General features: G+C 60.6%; 25 protein-coding genes. 10 read left to right on the forward strand and 15 right to left on the reverse strand.

The annotated features are described in order from the left end of the window. Position 1 precedes the first annotated feature (1 nt). The 4 genes from atpA to KO492_RS10900 form a co-directional block, all read right to left on the reverse strand. Positions 2–1540: a F0F1 ATP synthase subunit alpha gene (gene atpA, locus KO492_RS10885; protein WP_216044976.1), complete on the reverse strand. Its 1539-nt coding sequence runs from the start codon at positions 1538–1540 to the stop codon at positions 2–4. Continuing rightward, entirely contained in the window at positions 1540–2100 is a 561-nt protein-coding gene (locus KO492_RS10890) for a F0F1 ATP synthase subunit delta (protein WP_216044977.1), read from the reverse strand. Before KO492_RS10890 ends, atpA begins: the two co-directional genes overlap by 1 nt. Positions 2101–2489: 389 nt before the next feature. After that, complete coding sequence (locus tag KO492_RS10895) at positions 2490–3338, reverse strand: DUF481 domain-containing protein (RefSeq protein ID WP_216044978.1); 849 nt, start codon at positions 3336–3338, stop codon at positions 2490–2492. Between the two features lie 268 nt (positions 3339–3606). Then, on the reverse strand, positions 3607–4356 hold the full coding sequence (locus KO492_RS10900; protein ID WP_216044979.1) for a hypothetical protein: 750 nt from the start codon (positions 4354–4356) through the stop codon (positions 3607–3609). Positions 4357–4419: 63 nt separating this feature from the next. Between KO492_RS10900 and gloB the strand changes: the two genes are divergently transcribed. From gloB to KO492_RS10915, 3 genes are all read left to right on the forward strand, one after another. Then, on the forward strand, positions 4420–5184 hold the full coding sequence (gene gloB / locus KO492_RS10905) for a hydroxyacylglutathione hydrolase (protein WP_216044980.1): 765 nt from the start codon (positions 4420–4422) through the stop codon (positions 5182–5184). 243 nt (positions 5185–5427) lie between these two features. Further along, a complete protein-coding gene (gene clpA / locus KO492_RS10910; RefSeq protein WP_216045022.1) occupies positions 5428–7761 on the forward strand; it encodes an ATP-dependent Clp protease ATP-binding subunit ClpA in 2334 nt (777 codons plus the stop codon). Positions 7762–7827: 66 nt separating this feature from the next. Beyond that, positions 7828–8808: a M23 family metallopeptidase gene (locus KO492_RS10915; RefSeq protein ID WP_216044981.1), complete on the forward strand. Its 981-nt coding sequence runs from the start codon at positions 7828–7830 to the stop codon at positions 8806–8808. A 15-nt stretch (positions 8809–8823) separates the two neighbouring features. On the opposite strand, the gene KO492_RS10920 is transcribed toward KO492_RS10915, so the two are convergent. From KO492_RS10920 to KO492_RS10930, 3 genes are all read right to left on the reverse strand, one after another. Continuing rightward, a complete protein-coding gene (locus KO492_RS10920; RefSeq protein ID WP_216044982.1) occupies positions 8824–10446 on the reverse strand; it encodes a peptidoglycan -binding protein in 1623 nt (540 codons plus the stop codon). A 3-nt stretch (positions 10447–10449) separates the two neighbouring features. Then, positions 10450–11628, reverse strand: coding sequence for a biopolymer transporter ExbB (locus tag KO492_RS10925; RefSeq protein ID WP_066607165.1), 1179 nt, complete (start codon positions 11626–11628; stop codon positions 10450–10452). Positions 11629–11710: 82 nt separating this feature from the next. After that, a complete protein-coding gene (locus KO492_RS10930) occupies positions 11711–12271 on the reverse strand; it encodes a gamma-glutamylcyclotransferase (protein ID WP_216044983.1) in 561 nt (186 codons plus the stop codon). Between the two features lie 189 nt (positions 12272–12460). Here KO492_RS10930 and KO492_RS10935 point away from each other — a divergent pair, with 189 nt between their 5' ends. Continuing rightward, a complete protein-coding gene (locus tag KO492_RS10935) occupies positions 12461–13495 on the forward strand; it encodes a DUF2125 domain-containing protein (protein ID WP_216044984.1) in 1035 nt (344 codons plus the stop codon). A gap of 36 nt (positions 13496–13531) precedes the next feature. Here the strand turns inward: KO492_RS10935 and KO492_RS10940 are convergent, their stop codons facing one another. The 5 genes from KO492_RS10940 to ybaK form a co-directional block, all read right to left on the reverse strand. After that, positions 13532–14455, reverse strand: coding sequence for a prephenate/arogenate dehydrogenase family protein (locus tag KO492_RS10940; protein ID WP_216045023.1), 924 nt, complete (start codon positions 14453–14455; stop codon positions 13532–13534). Positions 14456–14459: 4 nt separating this feature from the next. Beyond that, positions 14460–15554, reverse strand: coding sequence for a histidinol-phosphate transaminase (gene hisC / locus KO492_RS10945; RefSeq protein WP_216044985.1), 1095 nt, complete (start codon positions 15552–15554; stop codon positions 14460–14462). Positions 15555–15731: 177 nt separating this feature from the next. Beyond that, positions 15732–16352, reverse strand: a complete 621-nt coding sequence (gene rpsD / locus KO492_RS10950; RefSeq protein WP_066607150.1) for a 30S ribosomal protein S4 — start codon at positions 16350–16352, stop codon at positions 15732–15734. A 210-nt stretch (positions 16353–16562) separates the two neighbouring features. Next, positions 16563–17624, reverse strand: coding sequence for a Hint domain-containing protein (locus KO492_RS10955; RefSeq protein WP_216044986.1), 1062 nt, complete (start codon positions 17622–17624; stop codon positions 16563–16565). A gap of 152 nt (positions 17625–17776) precedes the next feature. Further along, positions 17777–18256 carry a Cys-tRNA(Pro) deacylase gene (gene ybaK / locus KO492_RS10960; RefSeq protein WP_216044987.1) on the reverse strand — a complete coding sequence of 160 codons (480 nt, stop codon included), beginning with the start codon at positions 18254–18256 and terminating at the stop codon, positions 17777–17779. 359 nt (positions 18257–18615) lie between these two features. Here ybaK and KO492_RS10965 point away from each other — a divergent pair, with 359 nt between their 5' ends. The 5 genes from KO492_RS10965 (at position 18616) to KO492_RS10985 (ending at position 23473) form a co-directional block, all read left to right on the forward strand. Beyond that, positions 18616–19665, forward strand: a complete 1050-nt coding sequence (locus KO492_RS10965) for a hemin-degrading factor (RefSeq protein ID WP_216044988.1) — start codon at positions 18616–18618, stop codon at positions 19663–19665. Further along, positions 19662–20537 (forward strand): heme/hemin ABC transporter substrate-binding protein, encoded by an 876-nt coding sequence (locus KO492_RS10970; protein ID WP_216044989.1) that lies wholly within the window; start codon positions 19662–19664, stop codon positions 20535–20537. Before KO492_RS10965 ends, KO492_RS10970 begins: the two co-directional genes overlap by 4 nt. Further along, positions 20534–21619 (forward strand): FecCD family ABC transporter permease, encoded by a 1086-nt coding sequence (locus KO492_RS10975; protein WP_216044990.1) that lies wholly within the window; start codon positions 20534–20536, stop codon positions 21617–21619. Before KO492_RS10970 ends, KO492_RS10975 begins: the two co-directional genes overlap by 4 nt. Position 21620: 1 nt before the next feature. Next, entirely contained in the window at positions 21621–22424 is an 804-nt protein-coding gene (locus KO492_RS10980) for a heme ABC transporter ATP-binding protein (protein ID WP_216044991.1), read from the forward strand. Positions 22425–22540: 116 nt separating this feature from the next. Continuing rightward, positions 22541–23473, forward strand: a complete 933-nt coding sequence (locus KO492_RS10985; RefSeq protein ID WP_216044992.1) for an MYG1 family protein — start codon at positions 22541–22543, stop codon at positions 23471–23473. 105 nt (positions 23474–23578) lie between these two features. Here the strand turns inward: KO492_RS10985 and KO492_RS10990 are convergent, their stop codons facing one another. Further along, complete coding sequence (locus KO492_RS10990; protein WP_216044993.1) at positions 23579–24724, reverse strand: alpha-D-ribose 1-methylphosphonate 5-triphosphate diphosphatase; 1146 nt, start codon at positions 24722–24724, stop codon at positions 23579–23581. 79 nt (positions 24725–24803) lie between these two features. Here KO492_RS10990 and KO492_RS10995 point away from each other — a divergent pair, with 79 nt between their 5' ends. Beyond that, positions 24804–25487 (forward strand): DUF1045 domain-containing protein, encoded by a 684-nt coding sequence (locus KO492_RS10995; protein ID WP_216044994.1) that lies wholly within the window; start codon positions 24804–24806, stop codon positions 25485–25487. Here the strand turns inward: KO492_RS10995 and phnN are convergent. Next, a complete protein-coding gene (phnN, locus tag KO492_RS11000; protein WP_216044995.1) occupies positions 25469–26011 on the reverse strand; it encodes a phosphonate metabolism protein/1,5-bisphosphokinase (PRPP-forming) PhnN in 543 nt (180 codons plus the stop codon). The genes KO492_RS10995 and phnN overlap by 19 nt on opposite strands. Positions 26012–26014: 3 nt before the next feature. Then, entirely contained in the window at positions 26015–26698 is a 684-nt protein-coding gene (gene phnL, locus KO492_RS11005) for a phosphonate C-P lyase system protein PhnL (RefSeq protein WP_216044996.1), read from the reverse strand. Positions 26699–26700 lie beyond the last annotated feature (2 nt).

Here is a 26700-nt window from a genome sequence, read left to right on the forward strand (position 1 = left end):
ATTAAGCGTAGGTTTTGGCGAATTCGTCCAGAACCGCTTTGAGCTTGTCAGCAGGCTCGCCTTTGATCTTCGGATCCTCATCGGTGATCCACTGAAGAACATCAGCTTTCTGGTTGCGCAGGAAGTCGAGAAGTTTGGCTTCGAAAGCGCCGACTTCGGTCACCGGAATGTTGTCCAGATAGCCGTTGGTGCCGGCGAAGATAACGCAAACGATCTCGGCGTTGGTCAGCGGCGAGTATTGCGGCTGCTTCATCAGCTCGGTCAGACGCGCACCACGGTTCAGCAACTGCTGGGTGGAGGCATCAAGATCGGAGCCGAACTGGGCAAATGCCGCCATCTCGCGGTATTGAGCCAGCGACAGCTTCACCGGACCAGCCACAGAGGACATGGCTTTCGTCTGAGCCGAGGAGCCCACACGGGACACGGACAGACCGGTGTTCACAGCCGGGCGGATACCCTGATAGAACAGCTCGGTTTCAAGGAAGATCTGACCGTCAGTGATGGAGATCACGTTGGTCGGAATAAACGCGGACACGTCGCCACCTTGGGTTTCGATGATCGGCAGAGCCGTCAAAGAACCGGAACCGAAGTCTTCGTTCAGCTTCGCAGAACGTTCCAGCAGGCGCGAGTGGAGGTAGAACACGTCACCCGGGTAAGCTTCACGCCCCGGCGGACGACGCAGAAGCAGGGACATCTGGCGATAGCTCACGGCCTGTTTGGACAGGTCATCGTAGATGATGAGCGCGTGTTTGCCGTTGTCGCGGAAGTATTCGGCCATTGCGGTCGCGGCATAGGGTGCCATGAACTGCATCGGAGCCGGATCGGACGCGGTTGCGGCCACAACGATGGAATATTCGATCGCACCGGTTTCTTCGAGCTTTTTCACAAGCTGCGCAACGGTGGAACGTTTCTGGCCAACAGCTACGTAGATGCAGTAGAGCTTCTTGCTCTCGTCATCGCCAGCAGCATCGTTGTAGGACTTCTGGTTGAGGATCGCATCGAGCGCCACAGCGGTTTTACCGGTCTGACGGTCACCGATGATCAGCTCACGCTGGCCACGACCGATCGGGATCATGGCGTCCACGGATTTGAGGCCGGTTGCCATCGGCTCGTGCACGGATTTACGCGGGATGATGCCCGGAGCCTTCACATCAGCGATGCGACGCTCGGAAGCTTCAATCGCGCCCTTGCCGTCGAGCGGGTTGCCCAGACCGTCCACAACACGTCCCAGAAGACCTTCGCCAGCGGGCACGTCCACGATGGACTTGGTGCGCTTGACGGTGTCGCCTTCTTTAATGTCACGGTCGGACCCGAAGATCACGACACCGACGTTGTCGGCTTCGAGGTTGAGGGCCATCCCGCGGATACCACCGGGGAATTCAACCATCTCACCGGCCTGAACGTTATCGAGGCCATACACGCGCGCAATACCGTCACCGACGGAGAGCACGCGGCCCACTTCAGCAACTTCGGCTTCCTGACCGAAGTTTTTAATCTGCTCCTTTAGGATCGCAGAAATTTCAGCTGCCTGGATTCCCATTATCCGACCTCTTTCATTGCATTCTGGAGGGAGTTGAGCTTGGAAGCGATCGAGGTGTCGATCATCTTCGAGCCCACCTTAACGACAAGACCGCCGATGAGTGCTTCATCCACGGTCGCATTGATGTTCACGTCTTTGCCAAATTTCTCGGAGAGGGTCTTGGCAAGTTTGGTGGCCTGGGTCTTGGTCAGCGCTTTCGCGGAGACAACCTCGGCAGTCACTTCACCCCGTTCCTCGGCGAGCAGAGTGCTCAGACCGGCCAAAAGTTGCGGCAGGGCGAAAAGTCGGCGGTTCTGCGCCATCAGCGCCAGAGTGCTGGACGTGAAGTCCGTCAATCCGGCCTTTTTGGCGATGGCCGCAATCGCGGCTCCCATTTCTTCACGGGTATAAACCGGCGAAGTGATGAGCGCCTTGAGATCATCGCTTTCGGAGAGCGCTGCCGACAGCGTCGCCACGTCCCCTTCAAGCGCCTTGATGGCATTGCTTTCCTTGGCCAGTTCGAAAACGGCCGTTGCGTAGCGTGCGGCGATGCCGCTGGAGATCGAAGCTGGTTCGGACACGTCCACCCTTCCGATGTCTTAGGGCCCTCCCCCGAGCACCCCGTTCGGGGCCCTATTCGGAGACAGAGCAGATTGTTTGACCCGCGCGCGAGCCGCGCAGGCAGCAAAATCAGCGTGGATGTAGCAGAGCCTCGGCCTCGTCGCAACCTCGTTACGCCACTTTAGCGCCAACAGAGCAAACTCTCATTGCAGTTTTTTCAGGGCTTTAGCCGATCTTCGCCTCGCGTGCGTTTATGTGGACGCAAAAAAATTGCGCCGCCGAAACGGTTTCGGCTCACGAAACCGTGTGATTCCCCCGTCCATGAGGCGCAACGCAAAAGAACGGGAGCCCGAAGACTCCCGCTCTGCCTGTCGTGTCTGATATTCAAACTGCCCGATGTAACCTCGGATTACTTGAAGGAATAAACCAGAGACACACCGAGGGTGTTGTCTGTCTTTTTATACCCATCAAGCGGATCGGAATGGTATTCGGTCAGAAGCGAGGTGCGCATTGCCAGCGGCCCCGAAATCGACACGTTGAAACCGAGGTCATTGGTCACGGACGTATCGGCATCGGACGTGATGATGTCCGTGTCGTTGGTCAGGAACATGCCATTGCCCAATTCGTAGTAGAATTTGGAGGCAAAGCTGCCTGCGACTTCGTCGATGTCATCGGCGAGAGTTTCGTCAGCAACTTCTGCATAGCGCCAGCCCGGACCGGCCTGAAGCGACCAGGTCATATCATGCGTGTTCACAACGCGGTAGCCGACACCCAGACCGATAAAGCTGTCGGTTTCATAGGAGCTGAACTCGTCATATGTGGTGCGGATTTTGCCGTAGCCGTAGAAATCACGGCTGAACATGCGTGTGTAGTCATAGGCAGCCGCCAGAGAGTTCGCGGTCGATTCATCGTCATCTTCGCTATAGTTATAGCTCAGGATGAAATCATGGCCGTTCACGCCGTCGCCATAGCCGAAACGCGCACCCACGCCGAGATCTGCCGTATCGGAGTTCCCGCTTGTGCCGTTGGCTGTCGCAGAGACGGAGCCATACCAGCCGCGAGCACCGGTTCCGTTGCCGAATTTGCGCGAGTCGCGCGCATCAGCAAATTCGTCTTGGATATCATCTTCGAGATCGTCGACAGCATCATCCGCAGCATCAACATTGGTGAAGACTGCACTTTGCTGTGCAAAGGCCGGAACAGCGAGCACAGAGGCCAGAAGAACCGCAAAAGGAAGTGTTTTATTTTGAAGACCCATAGTCAGGTTCCTTATCCATTGAATTGGTCGTAGCGGAAAATAGATGAAATATTTCAGAGAGTTGGAGGGGGAAATCTCAAATATATTTCCCTTGGGACATGGCGGTCTTCGGCGGAAAATGACCGAATAGGCACCTTTGGGGTGGCGAAAACCGGCCAGCCCGCCGCTTTCGTCAAAATTGACGTAGCGTAAAGTGGCGACGGAATTTTTCAGGCGGGTTTTTAAGAGGGTGCTGCGCGCTCAACTGCACCGGCTCACAGGTCGATGGCTAGACCGGTTTCGCCTCTGGCGCGGGCCGCAGCCCTTCGAGCACACCACCCTTGCGGCGCACCGCCTCGGGCGTGCCGGAACCGGTCTTCGCATAGACCTGTTTCGAAGCTTCGACGACCAGCACACCACCGGCCAGCCCGCTGGACAAACGCCGCCCGATCTTCTCCCAGACCGGCCCCCAGCGCAGCCAATGGCGCTTGTGCGAGGGAGGCTGGAACAACACGGCGGCGTGGCGCTCCGGCACGAACCGCGCACGGCGGAGTTGCGATTCGAGTTGCCCCAAACTGTAAGGACGGCCATAGCCGAATGGCGTGCTGTCCGAACGCGACCAAAGCCCGCCACGGTTCGGCACGATAAACATGGCCTTACCCCCCGGTCCGAGCGCCCGCCAACATTCCTCCAAAAGCGCGTCCGGCGCGTCAGAGGTTTCAAGCCCGTGCATCACCAGCAGCTTGTCGACAAACCCCGTCTGGACCGGCCAGCGCGTTTCTGGACAGAGCGCAGAGACATTCGGCATCCCCGCAGGCCAATGCATCACCCCTTGTTGATCTGGCATCAAGGCAATCACACGCCGCGCATCGGCCAGAAACGGACGCAACAGCGGCACGGAAAAGCCGAACCCCGCCACGGTCTGTCGCCGCGCATCCGGCCAGTAGCTCACGACCTGTTCACGGATCGCACGCTGTGCCGCGCGTCCCAATCCGGTCCGATAATAGAAATTTCTCAGCTCAACGACATCAAGATGCATTGCAATCCGCGGGCCTTCCCCAAATGGTAGAGTCAGCATAGACGCAAGAGACGGGAGAACGCCATGCTAGAGATCGTCACCATTGCCGCCCTGACCGACAATTACGATTTTCTTGTCCATAATCCGGCCAGCGGGCACACCGCCGTGGTCGATGCCGCGGACCCTGCGCCAATTCTTGATGCGCTTACCGAAAGGGGCTGGACGCTGGATGAAATCTGGCTCACCCATCACCACTGGGATCATGTGGAGGGCACGGCGGGACTTGTCGAGGCCACGGGCGCAACAGTCACAGGTGCCAAGGCCGACCAGCACCGCCTGCCGCCACTGACACGCGTGGTAGAACCGGGGCAGAGCTTTACCTTTGCGGGCCACGAGGTCGACGTGCTGGCCGCAGATGGTCACACGGTGGGGCACATCGCTTATTACATCCCCTCAAGCAAAGCCCTGTTTACCGCCGACAGCCTGATGGCTCTGGGCTGTGGCCGCCTGTTCGAGGGCACACCGGAACAGATGTGGGAGACCCTCTCGCGATTTGCCGCGCTGCCCGACGACACGGTGATCTATTCCGGCCATGAATACACCGCCTCGAACGCCCGCTTTGCCCGCACCATCGAGCCGGAGAACACAGCACTTCAAGCCAGAGCACAGGCCATTGAAATCGCGCGGCAGAATGACGAACCCACGGTCCCTTCCCTGCTCTCCGTGGAGCGCGCAACCAACCCGTTCCTGCGTGCGAATCTGCCCGAGGTGAAAGAGGCTCTGGGTATGGCCGATGCCTCTGATGTGGAGGTTTTCGCGGAAATCCGCGCCCGCAAGGACTCGTTCTGACCCCGCAGGAACGCCCTTGTTTTCCTGTCAAGTCAACTTACATGAAAGAGGACAAAAGTGGAAAATTTGCTGCCCGAACCGCACAAAACTTGGCGCATCACAAAAATTTACCACTGTTAACGACTTTTTTCCTTGAAGCGCGCGCGTTTCAATCGAACTTTAAGAGTATGAGGCCACGGTAAGGGGGCCGGGCCCTAAATGCGCCCCCTTAAGAGACCCCGAATGCGAAGGAGCACCCACAACGTGCCGTCATTTTCGAACACCCTTGAGCAAGCCATTCATGCAGCTTTGGCGCTGGCGAATGCCCGTCGCCATGAACTTGCAACCTTGGAACACCTTTTGCTGGCCCTGATCGACGAGCCCGACGCGGCCCGCGTGATGCAGGCCTGCAATGTCGAGCTTGAGGAATTGCGAAAAACCCTTCTGGACTATATCGAGGACGATCTTTCGACGCTCGTCACCGATGTCGAAGGGTCCGAGGCCGTGCCTACCGCCTCGTTCCAGCGCGTGATCCAGCGCGCCGCAATCCATGTCCAGTCGTCCGGCCGGACCGAGGTCACCGGTGCCAATGTTCTGGTTGCGATCTTTGCCGAACGCGAATCCAATGCCGCCTACTTCCTGCAAGAACAGGATATGACCCGCTATGACGCAGTGAATTTCATTGCGCATGGCGTGGCCAAAGATCCCGCTTTTGGCGAACAGCGTCCGATCACCGGTTCGGATGAGCATCAGGACGAAGCCCAGACGCAACAAGCCCAGTCCTCTGGCGAGGACAAGGAATCCGCGCTGGCCAAATACTGTGTCGATCTGAACAAAAAGGCCGCCGAAGGGGATGTTGATCCGCTGATCGGTCGCGCCCATGAGGTTGAACGCTGCATTCAGGTGCTCTGCCGCCGCCGCAAGAACAACCCGCTTCTGGTGGGCGATCCCGGCGTGGGCAAAACCGCGATTGCCGAAGGTCTCGCCAAGAAAATCGTCGACGGCGAAACGCCGGACGTGCTGTCCAAATCCACGATCTATTCGCTGGACATGGGCGCGCTTCTGGCCGGCACCCGCTATCGTGGCGATTTCGAAGAACGCCTGAAAGCCGTGGTCAAGGAACTCGAAGAGCATCCTGATGCCGTCTTGTTCATCGACGAGATTCACACCGTGATCGGTGCGGGCGCGACCTCTGGCGGGGCGATGGATGCCTCCAACCTGCTCAAACCCGCGCTTCAGGGCGGCAAGCTGCGTTGCATGGGCTCCACCACCTACAAGGAATTCCGCCAGCATTTCGAAAAAGACCGTGCCCTGTCACGTCGGTTCCAGAAAATCGACGTGAGCGAGCCTTCGGTTGATGATGCCGTGAAAATCCTTCAGGGTCTCAAACCCTATTTCGAAGAGCATCACGACATTCGCTACACGGCAGATGCGATCAAAACCGCTGTGGAACTGTCCGCGCGCTACATCCATGACCGCAAACTGCCGGACAAGGCCATCGACGTGATCGACGAGGCCGGCGCAGCGCAGCATCTTGTGGCCGAAAGCAAACGTCGCAAAACGATCTCTCCGAAGGATATCGAAGCGGTCGTGGCGAAAATCGCCCGCATCCCGCCGAAAAACGTCTCCAAGGACGATGCGGAAGTGCTCAAGGATCTCGAAAGCACGCTCAAACGCGTGGTCTTTGGTCAGGACAAGGCCATCGAAACGCTCAGCTCCGCCATCAAACTGGCGCGTGCGGGTCTGCGCGAACCGGAAAAACCCATCGGCAACTACCTCTTCGCGGGTCCGACCGGCGTCGGCAAAACCGAAGTGGCCAAACAACTTGCCGACTCGCTGGGTGTGGAGCTTTTGCGCTTTGACATGTCGGAATATATGGAGAAACACGCGGTCTCCCGTCTGATCGGCGCGCCTCCGGGCTATGTCGGCTTTGACCAGGGCGGCCTTCTGACCGATGGCGTGGACCAGCATCCACATTGTGTGCTTCTGCTCGACGAGATGGAAAAGGCGCACCCCGATGTCTACAACATCCTGTTGCAGGTGATGGACAACGGCAAGCTCACGGATCACAACGGCCGCACGGTCGATTTCCGCAACGTGATCCTGATCATGACCTCCAACGCCGGTGCTTCCGAACAGGCGAAAGAGGCCATCGGCTTTGGCCGCGACCGTCGCGAAGGCGAAGACACCGCCGCGATCGAGCGCACCTTTACACCCGAATTCCGCAACCGTCTGGATGCGGTGGTCTCCTTTGGCCCGCTGCCGAAAGAAGTCATTCTGCAGGTGGTCGAGAAATTCGTGCTGCAACTTGAGGCCCAGTTGATGGACCGCAATGTGCATATCGAACTGACCCGCCCTGCTGCCGAATGGCTCGCGGATAAGGGCTATGACGACAAGATGGGGGCACGTCCTCTGGGTCGTGTCATTCAGGAATATATCAAAAAGCCGCTCGCGGAAGAGTTGCTCTTTGGCAAGCTCGCAAAAGGCGGCGTGGTGAAAATCGGCGTCAAGGATGGCGAGATCGACCTGCGGATCGAAGAGCCGAATGCCCCGCGCATCGGGCGCTCGAAAAAGCCGCCTCTGCTCACCGCCGAGTAAAAGAAAAGCACTGCAAAAAGCCCTGTCATCTTGACGGGGCTTTTTATCACCGCCAGCTTGCATGACATGACCAAGACCTTTCCAAACCTCGCCCTGATCGCCGCGCTTTTGGCCACACCTGCGCTGGCGCGCGATCCTGTATTGTCACCGCCGCTGGACTGCATTTTGGGTGAAACCTGTTATATCCAGAGCTATGTCGACACGGACCCCGGCCCCGGTGCGGCGGATTTCACCTGTGGCACCCTGTCCTATGACGGGCACAAGGGCACGGATTTCGCCCTGCCTGCGATGGCGGACCTCTGGAGCGGGGTCGATGTCTTTGCCTCCGCGCCCGGCACGGTGTTGGGCACCCGCGACGGTATGGAAGACATTCCCTATGGCAGCGAAGACGCGCCGGATGTGACAGGCAAGGAATGCGGCAACGGGGTTGTTGTCGATCATGGCGACGGCTGGGTCACGCAATATTGCCACATGCGAAAAGGCTCTGTCGCGGTCAAGAAAGGCGACCGTGTCTCCGCGAAAACCGTGCTCGGGCAGGTCGGCCTGTCCGGCATGAGCCAGTTCCCGCATGTGCATCTCTCGGTGCGCCACAATGGCAAGATCGTGGACCCGTTCAACCCCTCCGGCACCGTGGCCTGCGGCACCGAAGCAATCCTCAGCGGCACCCTTTGGAACCGCGACATGATCTATCACGCCGGCGGGCTGATCGACGTCGGAATCGCGACAGAAGTGCCCGACTATGACGCCGTCAAAGCCGGAACCGCTGCGGCAACGGTTCTGACAGCCGACAGCCCTGCGCTTGTCGTCTACGGGTTCTCTTATGGTGGACGCGCGGGCGACATCCTGCGCCTGTCTATTTTCGGGCCGGAAGGTGAGGTGGTCAGTCAGGACAGCACCCTCGACAAGACCCAAGCGCGCCAGTTTCGCGCCGTGGGCAAACGCAATCCCGGCTCATGGCCCGTGGGCGGCTATAGCGCCACAGTGCAAATGATCCGCGATGACAAGCTGATCGACCAACGCGAAGAACGGTTTCAGATCACGCGTTGACGCTCCAACGGACAACTATTTCTCCGTCAGCTTCAACTCAATCCGGCGGTTCTGCGCCAGTGCTTCGGGACTGTCGCCCTCTGCCACCGGTTGATATTCCCCGAAGCCCGCCGCAACCAGCCGCGACGGATCGAAGCCCAACACTTCGGACATATAACGCACCACAGACAGCGCCCGCGCCTGTGACAGTTCCCAGTTGTCGCGATAGGCGCCGCTGCCGGACAATGGCGTTTTATCCGTGTGCCCGTCGACGCGAATGACCCAGTCGATTTCCAGCGGTATCTCTGACGACACTTCCGACAGGATCGCGGCCACACGCGCAATCTGCGCTTTGCCCTCATCATTGAGATCCGCAGACGCGGGCTCGAACAGCACTTCGGAGCTGAACACAAACCGGTCGCCCACGATCCGGACACCTTCACGATTGCCGAGAATCTCACGCATACGGCCAAAAAATTCGGACCGGTAATTCTGAAGCGTCTTGGCCTCTTCCTCCAGCCGCTTGCGCTCCGCCTCTTCCAGAGCCGCGCGTGCCCGTTCTTCGGCCGCGACCTGTGCCAAGGCGGTGTTCAGCCTCTGGGTCAGACTGTCAATCTGCACCTGATTTTCCGCATCCCGCGCCGTGCGCACATCCAGCGTCGATTGCAGCGCCGAAAGCTGGTTGCGCATCTGTTCGACCTGCGCGTTCAACAAAGCAAGCTTGCGTTCGCCCTCGGCGGACTTGGCCTCTTCCTCGGCCAGAGCCGCCTGTGCCGTCGCCAAAAGCGCGGCCTGTTTCTCGCGTTCCGAAATGTCCTGATCCAGTTGCGCCTGCATCTCGTCGCGGGCGGTGCGCGCCGCAGCCAGAAGCGTCAGCGTCTCTTCCGCCTCCTTGCGCGCCTCTTCCAGAGCGAGGCTCATCGCGGTCAGTTCCTCATCGGCATTGGCAAAACGCTCCTTGAGCGCCTGCAACGCCGCCGCATCAGCCAGCCGGTCCTGCTCCGCCTGCGAAAGCTCGGCCTGTGCGGCGTCCAAGGCGGCCTGACGGTCTTCGGATTCCGTGCGCAACTGCGTCACCAAAGCCTCCAATGCCTCACGCCGCGCGGCGGCCAGTCGAGCCTCTTCTGTAGCAGCGTCAATCTCGTCGCGCGCCTTGGCGAGCGCGAGTTGGGCGGCTTCCTGTTCGGTGATCAACTGCGCCTTGGCCGCTTCCAGATCGTCGATCTGTGCGGCCAGTTGCGCCCCTTCGGTCAAGGCGGCATCACGCTCCGCGATCAGGCTGGCAACCTGTTGCTCAAAAGAAGCAATCCGTCCGGTGAGCGCGGTATTCTCCGCCTCCAGACCGGCGATGGTCTCGCTCTGCGCTTCCGCCGTGGCGCGTAACTCGGACAGGGTGGCATTGAGCGCACCGATCTGTGTTTCGAGGCCGAGGTTCTTTTGCTGTTCCAGCCCCAGCGCATCGGCCAGAACATTCAGCTCCGCACTCAGCGCGTCCAGCTCGTGTTCCTGTCCCGAAATCTGGTCACGCAGCATGGATTGCACGACCATGAAGATCGTCAGAACGAACATCAGCACCAGCAAAAGCGCCGTCATGGCATCCACAAATCCCGGCCAGATAGAACCGGACATGCGATGGGAGGCACGGCGCAGAACGGCCATGTGTCAATCTCCCTGCTGGTCCTGCGCACCCAAGTCGCGCAGCGTTCGGGTCAGACCGGCAATCTCGGCCCGCAGTTCGGCAAGACTTTCCTGACGTCCGGCGGAGAGTTCTTCGAGAATGCGCAAAAGCTGCACGTCAATGGAGCGCAGCCGCATACGGGATTCCGCATCCAGCGCATCGCTCTCGGCCGGATCACGCGCTTGTAATGCGGCCAGAAGCCGTTCCTGCCCCTCGGCCACACGGGTCAACACCTGCACCGTGTTGTTTTCCCGATCCGCCCGCGTGACCATCGTATCAATGGAGGAGGCAAGCCGCTCAAGCCGCGCACCGGTTTCCATACGTCCGGCCTCGGAACGGGCGAAAAGCCCCTGAAGCTCGTCCATCTGACGACCCATGTGGTCCAGCACCGCCACGGCCCCCGACAGATCATCCCCGTCGCCATCGCCCGCCACGCCAAGGCGCGTAATGGTCGAAAGCCATTCTTCAAGCTCGCGGAAAAAGCGGTTCTGCCCATGGGAGGCGAAAAGTTCCAGCATACCGACGACAAGCGAGCCCGCGAGACCCAGAAGCGAGGAGGCAAAGGCCGTGCCCATCCCGCCCAACTGGTTCTCCAGCCCGCTCATAAGCTGGCCCAGCACATCACTTGCCCCCTCACCCTCTGAAGGAGACAGGGAGCGGATGGTTTCGACCAGCGCCGGAACCGTAGTGGCCAGCCCGTAGAACGTCCCGAGAAGGCCAAGGAAAATCAGAAGGTTGGCAATATAGCGCGTGATGTCGCGGGCTTCGTCGATCCGCGTGGCCACCGAATCCAGAATGGAGCGTGCCGAAGATGACGAAATCTGGGTCCGCGCATTGCGGTCGCGCAGGAGGGCCGCCAAGGGGGCCAAGAGGCGCGGCGCGGCCTTGCCCGGCACATTCGGGCGCTGCCCCGTGAACCGTTCGATCCAGTTGACCGACGCGACAAGCTGCACCACCTGAAGGAAACAGGCGAGAATGCCGATGATGAACACGACGGCGATAAAGCCGTTGAGATAGGGATTGGCGAGAAACACCGGACCGACGCGCGGCAAAGCGATGTAAAAGCCGAAAGAGACCAGCCCGAGGACAATGATCATCATAGTGATCTGTCGCACGGGTTGAGAGAAGAATTTAAGCTCGGCCTCGCGATCGGGTTGGTCCATTGACCCTGTCCTGACCTGTCAGTTCCTGTTACCGCCACGATAGGGGCAAGAGGCCCCCAATGCCAACACGCGATTTCGTGTATCAGGCATTTAAGCGATGGCGCACCATATCAGAGAGCTCGGTCAGCTCCGGATCTTCCATGCCGATCTGGGCCAGATGCCGCGCGGTGGAGAAAAGATAGTCGCAATTCGGCCCCCGCCCGCCTGTAGCAGAGGCGATCACCTCGGCCTGACGCTCAAGACTCAAAGGCCCCGTATATTGCACATGATCCGGATCGACGACATAGGCCAGTGCCCTTTGGTCCCGCCCGTCCTCCAGCCGCAAGACCACTTCGCGTTCGAGATAGGCCGAGGAGACCAGTTCGCGCTCGCGCAGATATTCCAGAGTGCCCGCCGCCACTTCCGGCCCGACGCGAAAAGCCAACCCGTGACATTGGGCGCTCTCGTCCTCGTCCAGTGCCAGCACCAGCCCCGGCGCCTCCGGCGTGCCGCGATGATGGATCGACCACATGCAAAAGCTTCGCGCATAGCCCGAAAGTGTCGCAGGGCGGCGCTCGGTAAAGTCGAACCCCGGATTCCATATCAGGGAGCCATAGCCAAAGACCCAGAAACCATCCCTGACCAACGCGTGATCGCCTGTCATCGTCTTTTCCTCATTGCCGTCTTTCCAGCCCCTCCGCCCGCGGTTAATACGGGTGTGAAAGCGCTTCCCGAACACCTGAGTCACAGGCTTTCCCGAAACGCAGCACAACATAACGATGTCGCAGGCCTTTCAAAATCGACTTGTATCCCAAGTTCGTCACGAAAGGTTTTAAATACGGGGCGGGCAGGAATGAAAAGCCCGATCCACTTACAAGAGGTGAAGATGCGCAAACTGTTCTGGCTCCTTCTGGCCGCCGTCGTGATTTACAGCGGTTACTGGATGATCGGTGCGAAAGGCACGGAAAGCGCCATCGCCGCATGGATCGACAGCCGCGCCTCCGAAGGCTGGCAAGCCGAGGTGGCCGACATCAAGACCCGTGGCTTCCCGACCCGATTCGACACGGAGATTCGCGAGCCGCAACTGGCCGACCCGCGCACGGGTGTGGCGCTTTCGACGCCGCGCATCGAGATTCTCAGCCAGAGCCACCGCCCGACACGGTTCACTCTGCGCATGGCGCCCGAGGTCACACTGGCCTCACCCTACCAGCGCCTCGACATCACACAGGACTTGGCCGAGGCGCAGCTTTTCGTCGATCCAGGCCCCAGTCTCACGCTCGATCATGCCGCGCTCAGCTTGCAAAATATGCGCGTTGCCTCCACGGCGACTTGGGGGTTCACGCTTGAGAGCGGCGAGATCACCACCCAGCGTCAGGCAGACGATCCGCTCACCCATGACATTGCACTCCATGTCGAGGGCTTCGCCCCCACTGGCGGGCTGATTGACGGGCTGGACCCGAAGGGCCTTCTCTCGGACCGGTTCGAAGCGCTTGATCTGGACATGCAGGCCACATTCGACGGGCCGTGGAACATCCATGCACTCGAAGGACCGCGCCCGCAGCCCACCCATATCGACCTCACCACGCTTTCGGCCCATTGGGGAGAACTTGACCTCAAGCTGGCGGGCGCGTTCGACATCAACGCGCGGGGCTATCCGGTCGGCAAGCTGGCGATCAAGGCAGAGAACTGGCGCGAGATGATCGAACTGGCGATTTCCGTGGGGGCGATCCCTGAAAACATGAGCAATCTCACGCTGCGTGCCGGTGAAATGCTAGCGGGATTGTCCGGTCGCAAGGATACGATTGATGCGGAACTGACGTTGAAAGACGGGATGATCTCGCTGGGGTTCATCCCTCTGGGCCCTGCCCCGCGCATCGTGATCCGGTGATCGCCTGAGCGCGCAGAAACAGACGCCCGAACGGCCTTACTCGCCCTTTTTCGCACGTCCGAAATCGGGCGCATCGGTGTCCTGCCCCGCTTCGATAATGCCGCGACGGATAGCGCGGGTGCGGGTGAAATAGTCATGCAGGTGATCGCCGTCGCCCGTGCGGATGGCACGTTGCAGGGCAAACAACTCTTCGGTGAACCGTCCGAGAATTTCCAGCGCTGCCTCTTTGTTGGTCAGAAACACATCGCGCCACATGGTCGGGTCAGAAGCCGCAATGCGGGTGAAATCCCGAAAACCGGCGGCAGAGAATTTGATGACTTCCTGATCGGTGACGCGGCCCAGATCATCGGCGACCCCCACCATCGTATAGGCGATCAAATGCGGCACATGGGACACCACGGCGCAAACCGTGTCATGATGCTCCGGTGTCATGCGTTCGGTATTCGCACCCAGGGCGGACCAGAAGGATTCGAGCTTTTCGATCTCGGTTTCGTCCGCCGTCTCGGAAGGCACAATCAGGCACCAGCGGTTCTCGAACAACTCGGCAAACCCCGCACGCGGACCGGAATGTTCGGTCCCTGCCATCGGGTGTGTGCCGATAAACTGGACGCCTTCGGGAATATGCGGCAGCACGGCGTCGAGCACGGATTTCTTCACCGAGCCCACATCCGTGACAATCGCCCCCGGTTTGAGCGTGGCTTCGATCTCTGCCATCACCGGCCCCATCGCGCCCACAGGCACGGCCAGCACAACCAGATCCGCATCTTTCACAGCCTCGACAGCCGTGTCGCAGACCCGATCCACAAGATTGATTTCGCGCGCCGTGTCACGGGTGGCTTGCGAGCGGGCATAACCCGTGATCTCGCCCGCCACGCCCGCACGCCGCATGGCCAAGGACATGGACCCCGCGATAAGCCCCAAACCGATCAGGGCCACGCGGTTATACATCACCTTGGACATAGCTTCAGACACCGGCCTGTTCTCCACGGAACTGACCGATCACATGGGCAACCCGACGACAGGAGGCTTCGTCCCCCACCGTGATGCGCAGGCAATTCGGCAGGCCATAGCCCGCCACACGACGCACGATGATGCCGTTTTGTTTGAGGAACTCGTCACAGGCTTCGGCTTCGGCCTGATCTTGAAACCGCGCCAGAATGAAGTTGGCACAAGACGTATCCGAAGGCACGCCCAGCTCCATCAGTGCTTCGGCCAGCCATGCCCGCAACCGCGTGTTGTCTTCACGGCATTTCTCGACCCAGTCGCGATCTTTCACGGCGGCTTCGGCGGCGGCCAGTTGCGGCTCCGACAGGTTGAACGGACCACGGACTCGGTTCAGCACGTCGATGATGTCTTTCGGACCATAGCCCCAACCGACACGCACCCCGCCCAGACCGTAGATTTTCGAGAATGTCCGTGTCATCACCACATTGTCCCGCGACTCAACCAGAGCCGCACCGCCATCGAAACCCTCGACAAATTCGGCATAAGCCCCGTCCAGCACAAGAATCGTCTGCGGCGGAATATTCGCGGCCAGATGTGCAATGTCACGCTGGCCGATCATCGTGCCGGTCGGGTTGGCCGGATTCGCGATAAACACCAGTTTGGTGCGCTCGGTGCAGGCCGCCAGAATGGCATCCACATCAACCACGCGCTCGCGCTCCGGCACACAAACCGGCTGTGCCCCTACCGCACGGGCAGAGATTTTATACATGGAGAACCCGTGTTCGGTGTAGATCACCTCGTCGCCCACACCCGCATAGGCCTGACACAGAAAGGTAATCACCTCGTCGGAACCGACACCACAGATGATGCGCTCGGCATCCAGCCCGTGCACTTCGGCAATGGCCTTGCGCAAGTTGGCGTGATCCGTGTTCGGATAGCGATGCAGGTTATGCGCCGCCTTGGCAAAGGCTGTCTTCGCGCTTTCTGGCGCACCGAACGGATTTTCGTTCGACGACAGCTTGATCACATTGTCGACGCCCTGCACATGGCTGGCGCCCCCCTGATACAGAGCGATGTCAAGGATGCCAGGTTGCGGTTCGATCAAACGGGTCATTAGTCCACTCGCATAGAATTCTCCGCCTCTCTTAGCGCCGCAAGAGAGACATTGCCAGACAGATGAACACCGCGCGCGCAGATGTTGCTTTAGCGCGTCGGTTTCCACCCCCCTCGCCATGAAAAAAGGCCACCCCGAAGGGCAGCCTTTCCGAAATCTTCGATTTTCGGCCCAGACTTAGTTCTGAGCGTAGAATTCGATGACGAGGTTCGGTTCCATCTGCACAGCGTAAGGCACATCGGAGAGGCCCGGCTTGCGCACGAAGGTTGCGACCATTTTGGAGTGATCAACGTCGATGTAATCCGGAACGTCACGCTCGGGCAGTTGCGTTGCTTCAAGCACAACAGCGAGCTGTTTGGATTTGTCGCGCACTTCGATCACGTCACCCTCTTTCACACGGTAGGAGGGGATGTTCACACGTTTACCGTTCACGAGCACATGGCCGTGGTTCACGAACTGACGGGCAGCAAAGACAGTTGCCACGAATTTCGCACGGTAAACAACGGCGTCGAGACGGGACTCGAGCAGACCGATGAGGTTTTCACCGGTATCGCCTTTTTGACGCTCGGCGTCGGCAAAGATGCGACGGAATTGCTTCTCGGTCAGGTCACCGTAGTGGCCTTTGAGTTTTTGCTTGGCGCGCAGTTGCAGGCCGAAGTCGGACAGTTTGCCCTTGCGGCGCTGACCGTGCTGGCCGGGGCCATATTCGCGACGGTTGACCGGGGACTTCGGACGGCCCCAGATGTTTTCGCCCATACGGCGGTCGATTTTGTACTTGGCAGACGTGCGTTTGGTCACGGCTGGTCTCCTTCTAAAAATTTCGAAGGGCGTTGTCCTCTCCCCGGACGGTCTGAGCCGCTCCCCGGGTTGACAGGGTTCCTCTTGCGAGGGCCACCAACACCAATGAATACCCGAGGCACATCGCTGCACACCGGATGGCGGGCTTATACAGGCGATCCGAAGGGAGTCAAGCCATCCGCCGATCTTTTCGAAGCCGCACCCTAACCCTCATGCCACCTTATGCAACAGGATTGCCGCTTCCGCCGCCGTGAGCGCGCGCCGCGCGGCGGGGCCGTAATCTTCGGTATGGGTCTCAAGATAGGGGAAACGCGCCAGCAGGGCCTCACGCTGGCGTGGCGAGACCTCGTCCAGATCGGCAAATCCGGGGTGGAAGCTCTCCGTCTCCAGCCCGTTTGCGAAAATCACCTGATGGGCGTCAAACAACAGATGGATATAGTCCAATTCCCTGATCTGGCGCTCGACGATGATCGAACGGTCATTCACCAAGTCCTTGGCGCAGACCAGCACCTCGTCGGCATTGAACAGGTCACGCGCCGCCTGTCCGCGCAACACCATCCGGTGCTGGGGCGAAACGATCAGGTCTTCATCCGGCTCGCCCATGCCCAGTGCATCTGCCCGAAAGCGGATCGGACGCAGTTGCGGCATGACATACAGGCGCGCCCCCGAAATGTGCCGCTGACCGATCCAGCGCAGCTTCTGCACCCCGTTGTCCTTGGTTTGCACCCTGTCGCCTTCGCGCAGCGCCTCGACGGGACGCGGCCCTTCCGGCGTCAGAATTCTAGTCCCCGGCGTGAAACAAATCACCCCGCCGGGCTGTGCCTCCTGCGCATCCGCCACCGTGTCCACATGGACAGAGACCACCCAGAGGTCGGTCTCCGCAGGGGGCATCTCGCCAAGGAACATCAGCAAGGGTGCTCCGAGGTCCGGCATATCGATCAAAGAGATTTCATAGCGCTTGAGGCCATCCGTCACATCGAACCCACCATTGAAAAGACGCGCGCGAGTCTCGCCGTCCTGATAGGCGGGAGCGTCGTCCAAGGCTCTCCCGATCATCCGGCGCACGGATTGCGCGGCCCGCTGATGTAGCTCAGCCTGCCCGATTGCATTCTCCAAAACGTAGACATCGCGTGCACCGTCGATACATACGGCCTCCCCCGTCCAGCGCCATGTCGCGCCAACGGTCAACGCCGAAAGCGGCGCAAAGGTCAGCCCGTCAAGCTCTCCTTGCGTCCACGCGATGACAAACGTGCCTGAAAAGCCCGTCTTCATTGCCTATATGCCTGCCTAAATTCTTTTTATTACAGCGACGTTAGCACAGGCGATTCGCGCTGTTAACGCTTTTCTGGACAGGACGCGCCTTTTCAACATGCGGTTGTGTCGCCCGAAAGCCGCAGCCAGACACGACCATCCCTCCCGAGGGCTCACAGAATCGAAATCGCCGCCACTTGTGCCCGAAGTGCGGAAATCGCGGGCACGGGGTCGAGACAGACCATCAGCCCGCGCTTGCCGCCATTGATAACCACCGGATGCTCGACCGTCAGAACCGTGTCGTCAAACAGCACTGGCACGGCTTTCTTCTGACCAAAGGGGCTGATCCCTCCGGTATGAAACCCTGTCAGCCGCTCGGCCTTGGCGGGCTCCATCATCGTGGCGGATTTTCCTTTGAGTGCCTTGGCCAGTTTCTTCATCGACAGGCTCCGGTCGGACGGGATCACAGCGCAGGCCGGTTTGCCATCGAGTTCGACCATCAAGGTCTTGAACACCCGATCCGGCGTCCAGCCAATCGCCTCGGCAGCCTGCAATCCGATCGGGCCATCTCCCCCGCCGTAGGAATATTCGAACACATCATAGGAAATCTTGTGCCGGTCCAGAAACCGCGTTGCGGGTGTGGCGGTGCTCATGGGAGGCCTCCTTTGTCGGCACAGGATCACGGGGTGGCTGCGTTTATAACGGCGATCAAACCGGACGGAAACCATGCATTAAACAGCGCTGGAGCCGCCGCAACGGAAAGAGCAAAACCATAGCTCGTAACGGCGCGTATATAATCTTGACAAAATAACTAAGATATTATAGTCCAAGCGCGACTTGCAAGCGCCACCCTGGCTGCCAGCCTGATGTTCCGACATTTGAATCAGGGGAAACCGCGCTATGTCCACCGCTCCCTCCCCCAACCAGTTGCCAAGGTCTTTTGACCCGAGCCAGCGCGCGGGGTTTCCTTCGTGTCCCGCGCGCCATCACTCTATCCCGTGAGGCCCACGCCATGAACAAACCCCTTTCTCCCGAAGACATCCGCCGCGCCAAAGCGGACAATGCAGACAAGCGCGACCGTGACCTCGCCGACAGTCTCGGCATTTCCGAAGCCGAACTTGTCGCCGCCCATATCGGGGACACGCAGGACGGCATGACCGTCACCCGCATCGCTCACCACCCTGACGAGGTCATGCCACGCCTGACCGCCTTGGGCGAGGTCATGTCGCTGACGCGGAATGCCTCGTGCGTGCATGAACGTGTCGGCACCTTCGAGGATTACAAATCCGGCCCCCACGCCGCGATGGTTCTGGGCAAGGAGATCGACACACGGATTTTCCCGAAGTTCTGGGCTTTCGGCTTTGCCATCGAGAATGAAACGCCCAAGGGGCTGCGCCGCACGTTGCAATTCTTCGACCCGTCCGGCGATGCCTTGCAAAAGATATTCCTGCGCGACACATCCAACCAAAACGCATGGCAACCGCTCGTCGATGTGTTGCGGCTTGAAGTCCAGAGCCCCGAAATCACCGTCGCGCCACGCCCGCCGGTCGAAGGGGCCAAGATCCATGCGGAAAAGCGCGATGATCTTGTGGAGGGCTGGAAGGGCCTGACCGACACGCATCAGTTCAACCGGCTGGTGTCGAAACTCGGCATGAACCGTCTGGGGGCCTATCGCCTCGCGGGTGCGCCTTTCGTGCGCAAAATCGCGCCCTCTGCGGTGGAGAGCTTTCTCGACGCGACATCCGGGGTGCGGCAAAAGGTGATCCTCTTTGTCGGAAATCGCGGCCATATCCAGATCCACTGGGGCACACTCGACACGATCAAACCTATGGGCCCGTGGCTTAACGTCCTTGATCCGCGATTCAACCTGCATCTGCGCAGCGATCATATTGCCGAGGTTTACGTTGTCGACAAACCGACGAAACGCGGCCCCGCTGTCTCGCTGGAGGCCTTCGATGCCGAGGGCGGGTTGATCTTCCAGTGTTTCGGCCAGCGCACGGACGACACGGACGATCTGGCCCAATGGCATGACATTCTCGCCAATCTTCCGGAGGACGCATGAAACACCTGCTTTTGAGTGCCGCTCTGCTTCTGTCCGCCCCTCTGGCGGCGGCTGCCGAGAGCTATCCCGAAGCCCGCGCCATTGTCTCCATCGGCGGACCTGTGACCGAGATCATCTATGCCTTGGGCGAAGAGGACCGGCTTGTGGCCCGTGACACCACATCGACCTATCCCGAAGCGGTCGAGGCCCTGCCCGATGTCGGCTACATGCGCCAACTCTCCGCCGAAGGTGTGCTCTCGGTCGGTCCCGATCTGATCGTCACTCGCGACACGGCCGGCCCGCCCGAAGTGCTCGACCAGCTTCGCGCTGCCGCCATTCCCTTGGTCCCCGTGAAAGACGGGTTTTCCGAGGACTCCGTGATTGCCGCGATTCACACCGTGGGCGAGGCTCTGGGCGTCCGTGACAAATCCGATGCGCTGGCCGCAAAGGTCCAAGCGCAGTTCAAAGACCTCCACGCCGCCATTGATGCCGCCGACACTCCGCCGCGTGTGCTGTTCATCCTGTCCAATCAGGGGGGCCGCCTCAATGTCGCCGGATCGGGCACGGGGGCAGACGGGATCATCACCCTGTCAGGGGCCGAGAATGTCATGGCGGAGGCGTATCAGGGCTACAAGATCATGAGCGACGAGGCGATCATCGCCGCCGCGCCCGATGTGATCCTGATGATGACCCGCACCGGAACGCCGGAGATGGATCACGGTCAGGACGACATCCTCTCCCTGCCCGCCATTTCACAAACCCCTGCGGGTGAAAACGACGCGCTTGTCCGTATTGATCCGGCGGCTCTGGGCTTTGGGCCGCGCACAGCCGAATTTGCCCAAGAGTTGCATGACGCGCTCAGGGCCGCTGCCGCACCAAAGAGTAAGCCATGACCATCGCCGAACCCCGCCCGTTCGAACAAACCCGTCCGGTTGCCGGAGACCGCCGCGCCAAGGCCCGTGCCTTGCGCATGGCGCTATTCATTGTGCTGGGGCTGACCATGCTCATGGGGCTCGGTTGGGGGGCGGCGGGCGAGACCGATGTCATCGGCGCACTGTTTGCCAAATTCGGAATTGGCGAGGTCAGCCGCGTGGATATGACCGTGGTCTGGGACATCCGCATGCCGCGCGTGCTCACAGGCGCATTGGTCGGCGCGGCGCTTGCCGTGGCAGGCGCGGTGATGCAGGGATTGTTCCGCAATCCTCTGGCCGATCCGGGCCTTGTCGGCGTCTCGGCGGGCGCAGGATTCGGAGCCGTGGCCGCCATCGTTCTGGGCGGGCTTTTGCCGCTGGCTCTGCAAAACCTCGTGGGGGCCTATCTCATCCCTCTGGCGGCCTTCTCTGGCGGTTGGGTTTCCACAATTGTGCTCTACAAAATCGCCACGCGCGGCGGGCGCACCTCTGTTGCAACCATGCTTCTGGCTGGGATTGCACTAGGGGCGCTCACCGGCGCGCTCACCGGTTTCATTGTTTACAAAGCCACGGACGACCAGCTGCGCGACCTGACCTTCTGGGGCATGGGATCGGTGGCGGGCGCGACGTGGGCAAAGCTTCTGTCCGCAGGGCCGATCATCGCGCTGGCACTTGTCACAGCCCCCTTTCTGGCGCGCTCACTTGATGCTCTGGCGCTTGGCGAGGCGGTCGCCTCCCATATGGGGATCGACACGCAAAAGATGAAGCGCATCGCGATCCTGTCTGTCGCGGGCTCTGTCGGAGCCTCTGTCGCCATCACCGGCGGGATCGGATTTATCGGCATCGTGGTGCCGCATCTGTTGCGCCTGATCCAAGGCCCCGAACATCGCAACCTCTTGCCCAACGCGGCCCTTCTGGGCGCAATCATGCTGTTGCTCGCGGATATGGTCAGCCGTCTGGCTGTGGCCCCTGCCGAACTGCCCATCGGCATCGTCACCGCCTGTTTGGGCGGGCCGTTTTTCCTCTGGATCCTGCTGAAAAACCGCGCCTTGCTGGAGAACTGACATGCTTGTGGCTTCCGAGATCACCGTGCAATTCGGCGCGCGCAAAGTGCTGGACCGCGTCAATTTCTCCGCCCGCGCAGGCGAGGTGACGGCCATTGTCGGCCCGAACGGGTCGGGCAAGACGACACTCTTGCGTGCCATGACTGGCGAACAGGACTTCACCGGAGACGTGAGCCTCGACGGTGCGCCGCTGCATCACCTCTCCGCGCTCGACCTCGCGCAACGCCGCGCGGTGCTTCCGCAGTCGGGCAATATCGCCTTTCCCTTCACCGTGCTGGAACTGGTGCGACTAGGCCTGACCGCAGGGCTGTCCACAGGACGCGCGGACGGGCTGGACCACCTGCCCCAAGCCGCGCTCGCAAGGGTCGGACTGGAGGGGTTCGAAGGTCGCATGATGCAGGAACTCTCCGGCGGGGAACGGCAAAGAGTGCAGCTTGCCCGTGTTTTGGTGCAAATCTGGGAACCTGTGCTGGACGGGCATCCGCGCTGGCTCATCCTAGACGAACCGGTGTCCGCGCTGGACATCGGGCATCAGCTCACCGTGATGGAAATCGCCCGCGACTATGCGCAGCGGGGCGGCGGGGTGATTGCGGTGATGCACGACCTGAACCTGACCGCCATGTTCGCGGATCGCGTGGCCTTGTTGAGCGAGGGACAATTGCGCGCAGAAGGCACGCCCGAAGAGGTGCTCACAGACACTGCCCTCTCCGCAAGCTATGGCTGCACCGTGCGGACCAATACGGAGCCGCCCACCGGTGGCCCGTGGATTTTGCCGCAAGCCAGCGCGGTGCGTCCCGACCTCTGAGGGGCGCACTCTCGCATATGGCGGCAAATGAAACGCTGCACGCTCTTCACGCTGAGGTCAAAAGACGGTAGAGGGGCTGCGCGTTTCCCTTTCATTGACACAGAGCATATCCGCCTATGACCGTTACAGCCCCCGAGTTTCTCGTCACACATTCGGGCGGATTTCACGCCGATGAAGTCCTCTCCACCGTCATTCTGAGCCGCCTTTTCCCGAAGGCCCAAGTCATCCGCAGCCGCAGCGCCGAGTGGATCACACCGCAGGCCGACCGCGTCATCTATGATGTCGGCGGGGCCTATGATCCCGAAGTGCGGATTTTCGACCATCACCAACGTGGTGCCCCCCTGCGCGAGTCCGGCGAGCCTTACAGCTCCTTTGGTCTGATCTGGAAACATTTCGGGCTGGACTATCTGCGCAGCTTCGACATTCCCGAAGACCACCTCGCCACGGTCCACGGCTCTTTCGACGCGTCCTTTGTCCTGCCGGTCGATCTGGTCGACAATGGCGCGACAAGTCTGTCGGAGGCGGGTATCTTTTCGTCTCTCGCCTTGCCAGGATTGATCGAGACCCTGAAACCCGTGTTCGACGATACGGGTGAAGACCGCGACACAGAAGCATTCCACGGCGCGGTCGCCATTGCCCGCAGCTTTGTCGAAGCACGGGTCAACCGCAGCGCGGCCAAACTGCGCGCCGAGGCGATGGTGATGGAGGCTATCGAAAAAGCCGGAGACTGTGCGATCCTTGAACTGCCGATGGGCATGCCCTTCCGCCCCGCCGTCATCAAGGCCCAAGCCGATCACCTGCTCTTCGTCATCACCCCGCGCGGTGGCGACTGGACCATTGGCGGCATTCGCAAATATGATGAAGGCTTCGAGCAGCGCGCAGACCTTCCGGCGGCATGGGCCGGCCTGAGCGGCGCTGAACTGGAAGCCGCCTCGGGCGTCAAAGGCGCGAAATTCTGCCACAACGGATTGTTCATTGCCGCGGCCAGCAGCCGCGAGGCAATTTTGAAAATGGCCGAACTTGCGGTTGAAAACGCCTTGAAGGGCTGAGCCGTTCAGAGGCCCAAAGCTCAAAATGCAGATGTGGCCGCAACCGGTCCGTCGACCACCTTGCCCAATGGCGAGGTGGTCTGAACACGCAGAAACCTTTAGAGATCAGCCCACCTGACGCCCGTGAGACCAGACGCCGCGGACCACTGGCGTGCCTTCGATTCGGGCGATCCGCACCAGATCGGCATGAAGCTCCGGTGCGATCCGGCCACGGTCAGACAGTCCCACCGCCTTTGCCGGATTGGCGCTCACCGTGGCAATCGCGCGGGGCAGATCAGCCCACAAATCCGCCAGCAAAATCGCCGATGACATCAGCGCCGACGGCACATAATCCGAGGACACAATGTCCAAAAGCCCGCGTTCGGCCAGATCATGAGCTGCGACATTGCCGGAGTGCGAGCCGCCGCGAATAAGGTTCGGGGCCCCCATCATGGCCGCAATGCCATGCAGTTTACAGGCCTGCGCCGCCTCAATGGTCGTCGGGAACTCCGCCACTCGCACCCCGTGCCGGCGCGACACTTCGACATGTTCGGCGGTGGTGTCGTCATGGGAGGCCAGAACCGCACCCAAACGTTTCGCCTCCGCCACGGCGACGGCTTCGTGACGTGCGCCAAATGTGTCACGCAATTCGTAGAGGTGGTTCACATGGTCGTCGAACTCGGCATCTGTCATGCCCCGTTTCTTCTGCACATAGTCCTTGAGCTTGGACAGGTCACGAAACTGCCGCTGGCCCGGCGTGTGATCCATGAGCGACACCAGCCCTACACGATCCTCCGGCCCGAACTCGGCCAGCTCCTCTTCCAGCGTTTCCGAACACACCTCGGCACGCAGATGCAGGAAATGGCTGATTTTCAAAGCGCCAAGATCGCGCAGATGCATCAACTCGTGCGACAGGCTGCGAGCATATTTGTGATAGCCCGCATCGCCTTTCTGGCGGTGAATAGACCCTGCGCGCATGGCGTCGAACACGGTGGTGATGCCCACAGAAGCCAGTTCCGCATCATGGGCAAGAATCGCGGCCTGATGCGGCCAGTCCACCTTCGGGCGCGGCTCGATGTGGCGTTCGAGGTTGTCGGTGTGCAACTCGATAAGGCCGGGGATCACCAGATCGCCCTCCACATCCACCGCACCGGCAACCGAGGTGCCGCCCGCGCTCACATCCTTGATCATGCCGCCTTCCACGCGCAGCGTTCCGGTAAGCACTTCCGTCTCCAGAACGATCCGGGCATTGGTCAGTGTAAAATCTGTCATCGTCTTGTCCTTGTCAGAAGGCCCGCTCTGCCCGAGAATTGTCACACGCATGTGACGTAGGAGCGCTAAGAGCAGCAGCATGGAAGAATTTAAAAGATACGCGGTCTATTACGCCCCGCCGCCAGGGGAATTTGGCACGTTTTGCGCACGATGGCTGGGCTGGGACGCTGCCGCAGGTGTTGAACGGACGCATCCCGATATCGACGGTCTGCCCCGCCCTGTGCAGGACATCACCGCCACGCCGCGCAAATACGGGTTTCACGGCACGTTGAAACCACCGTTCCGCCTGACCGGCACCCGTGCGGCTCTGGAGGCCGATCTGGAAACATTCGCCGCCCGCCATGCCCCTGTCACCCTCGACGGGCTGACGCTGACACGGATCGGCAGCTTTCTGGCGCTCACGCCCACGGGCGATCTCGCGGCGCTGGAGACCCTTGCCGGAGAAATCGTCACCGCGCTCGACCCGCATCGCGCGCCACTCGCCGACGCCGATATGGCGCGACGCCGCGCAGCGGGGCTGACCGAGCGGCAGGACGCGCTGTTGCGGCAATGGGGCTACCCCTATGTGATGGAAGAATTCCGTTTCCACCTCACACTCACCGGCAAGCTCGCAGAGACCGAAGCCGAAGCGGTCAAAGCCGCGCTCAATCCCGTTCTCACGCCGCTCTTGCCCGTGCCTTTCGACATCCGCGAGTTGTGCCTCTTTGGCGAGGCCGAAGACGGGCGGTTCCACCTGTTGCACCGCTACACCCTCTCCGGCTGAAGCGCGGCGAGAAAGGCCTCCACCGCCGCTTCCAGTGCCCCGTCATTTTCCACACGCCGCACGGGCAAGCCCGGCGCGATGTCATATTCGGCCCGCGCCAGTCGCTTTTCGATTTCCTCGCGGCTCTCCCGGCCCCGCGCCGCAAGCCGTGTTGCCAGCACTTTCGGCGAGGCGGCAATCAGGATCACACCCATGTTCGGATAAAGCGCATAGGCTTCCGGCAGGATCGCACGTGAGCCGTTGAACAACACATCGCGCCCTTCGTTCAGCGCGGTCTCGATCGAGATGGGCACACCGTATTTGAGACCATGCGCCTCCCAGTGCAGCGCAAACTCTCCGGCCTCCAGGCGCCGGTCGAACTCTTCGACCGTGACGCCCTCGAACTCTTCACCACCGGCTTCGGTCGGACGGGTGATGACCCGTCTCGCCACCGCAATATCCCGCCGCCGCTCTATCGCAGCTTCGATCAACGTGTCCTTGCCGGCGCCCGAAGGCCCGACCACCGCATAAAGACGCCCCACCATCGCTCAAGCCACCTTGACCGGTGTGAAGGCAGAGACGTTGATCTCCCGATCCGCCACGCGGTCGCGCGCGGGGGCATCGTGAAAAATTCCTATGATCGCCGCGCCGCGCGCCTTGGCCTCTTCGATCAGGCTCAACACCGTTTCGCGGTTGGCGGCGTCCAATGAAGCAGTCGGCTCGTCCAGAAGCATCGCCGGATAGTCATGGGCAAAGCCGCGGGCAATGTTGACGCGCTGTTGTTCTCCGCCGGAGAATGTCGTGGGCGACAGGCCCCAGAGCGTTTCGGGGATGTTGAGACGGCTTAACAGATCGCGGGCGCGCGCAAAGGCCACGTCTTTCGCCACACCGACGCTCAAAAGCGGTTCGGCGACGACCTCCAGTGTCGGCACGCGCGGCACAACCCGCAAAAATTGCGAGACATAGCCCAAGGTGGCCCGCCGCAAGGCGATGATCTCGCGCGGTTCGGCATTGGCCACATCCGTGTCCCCGATCCAGATGTGACCGGATGCCGAGAGATAATTGCCATAGATCATCCGCATCAGTGTCGATTTGCCCGCGCCGGAATTGCCCGTCAGAGCCACACATTCTCCGGCACCGACCTCGAATGTGGCCCCGTCCATGACCGGAATGACTGCCGCGCCCTGATTGTGCAGCGTGAAGGATTTGGAAACGTTGTCGATCTTGATCATCG

The organism is Celeribacter halophilus (assembly GCF_018860305.1).
GTDB classification, from domain to species: Bacteria; Pseudomonadota; Alphaproteobacteria; order Rhodobacterales; family Rhodobacteraceae; genus Celeribacter; species Celeribacter halophilus_A.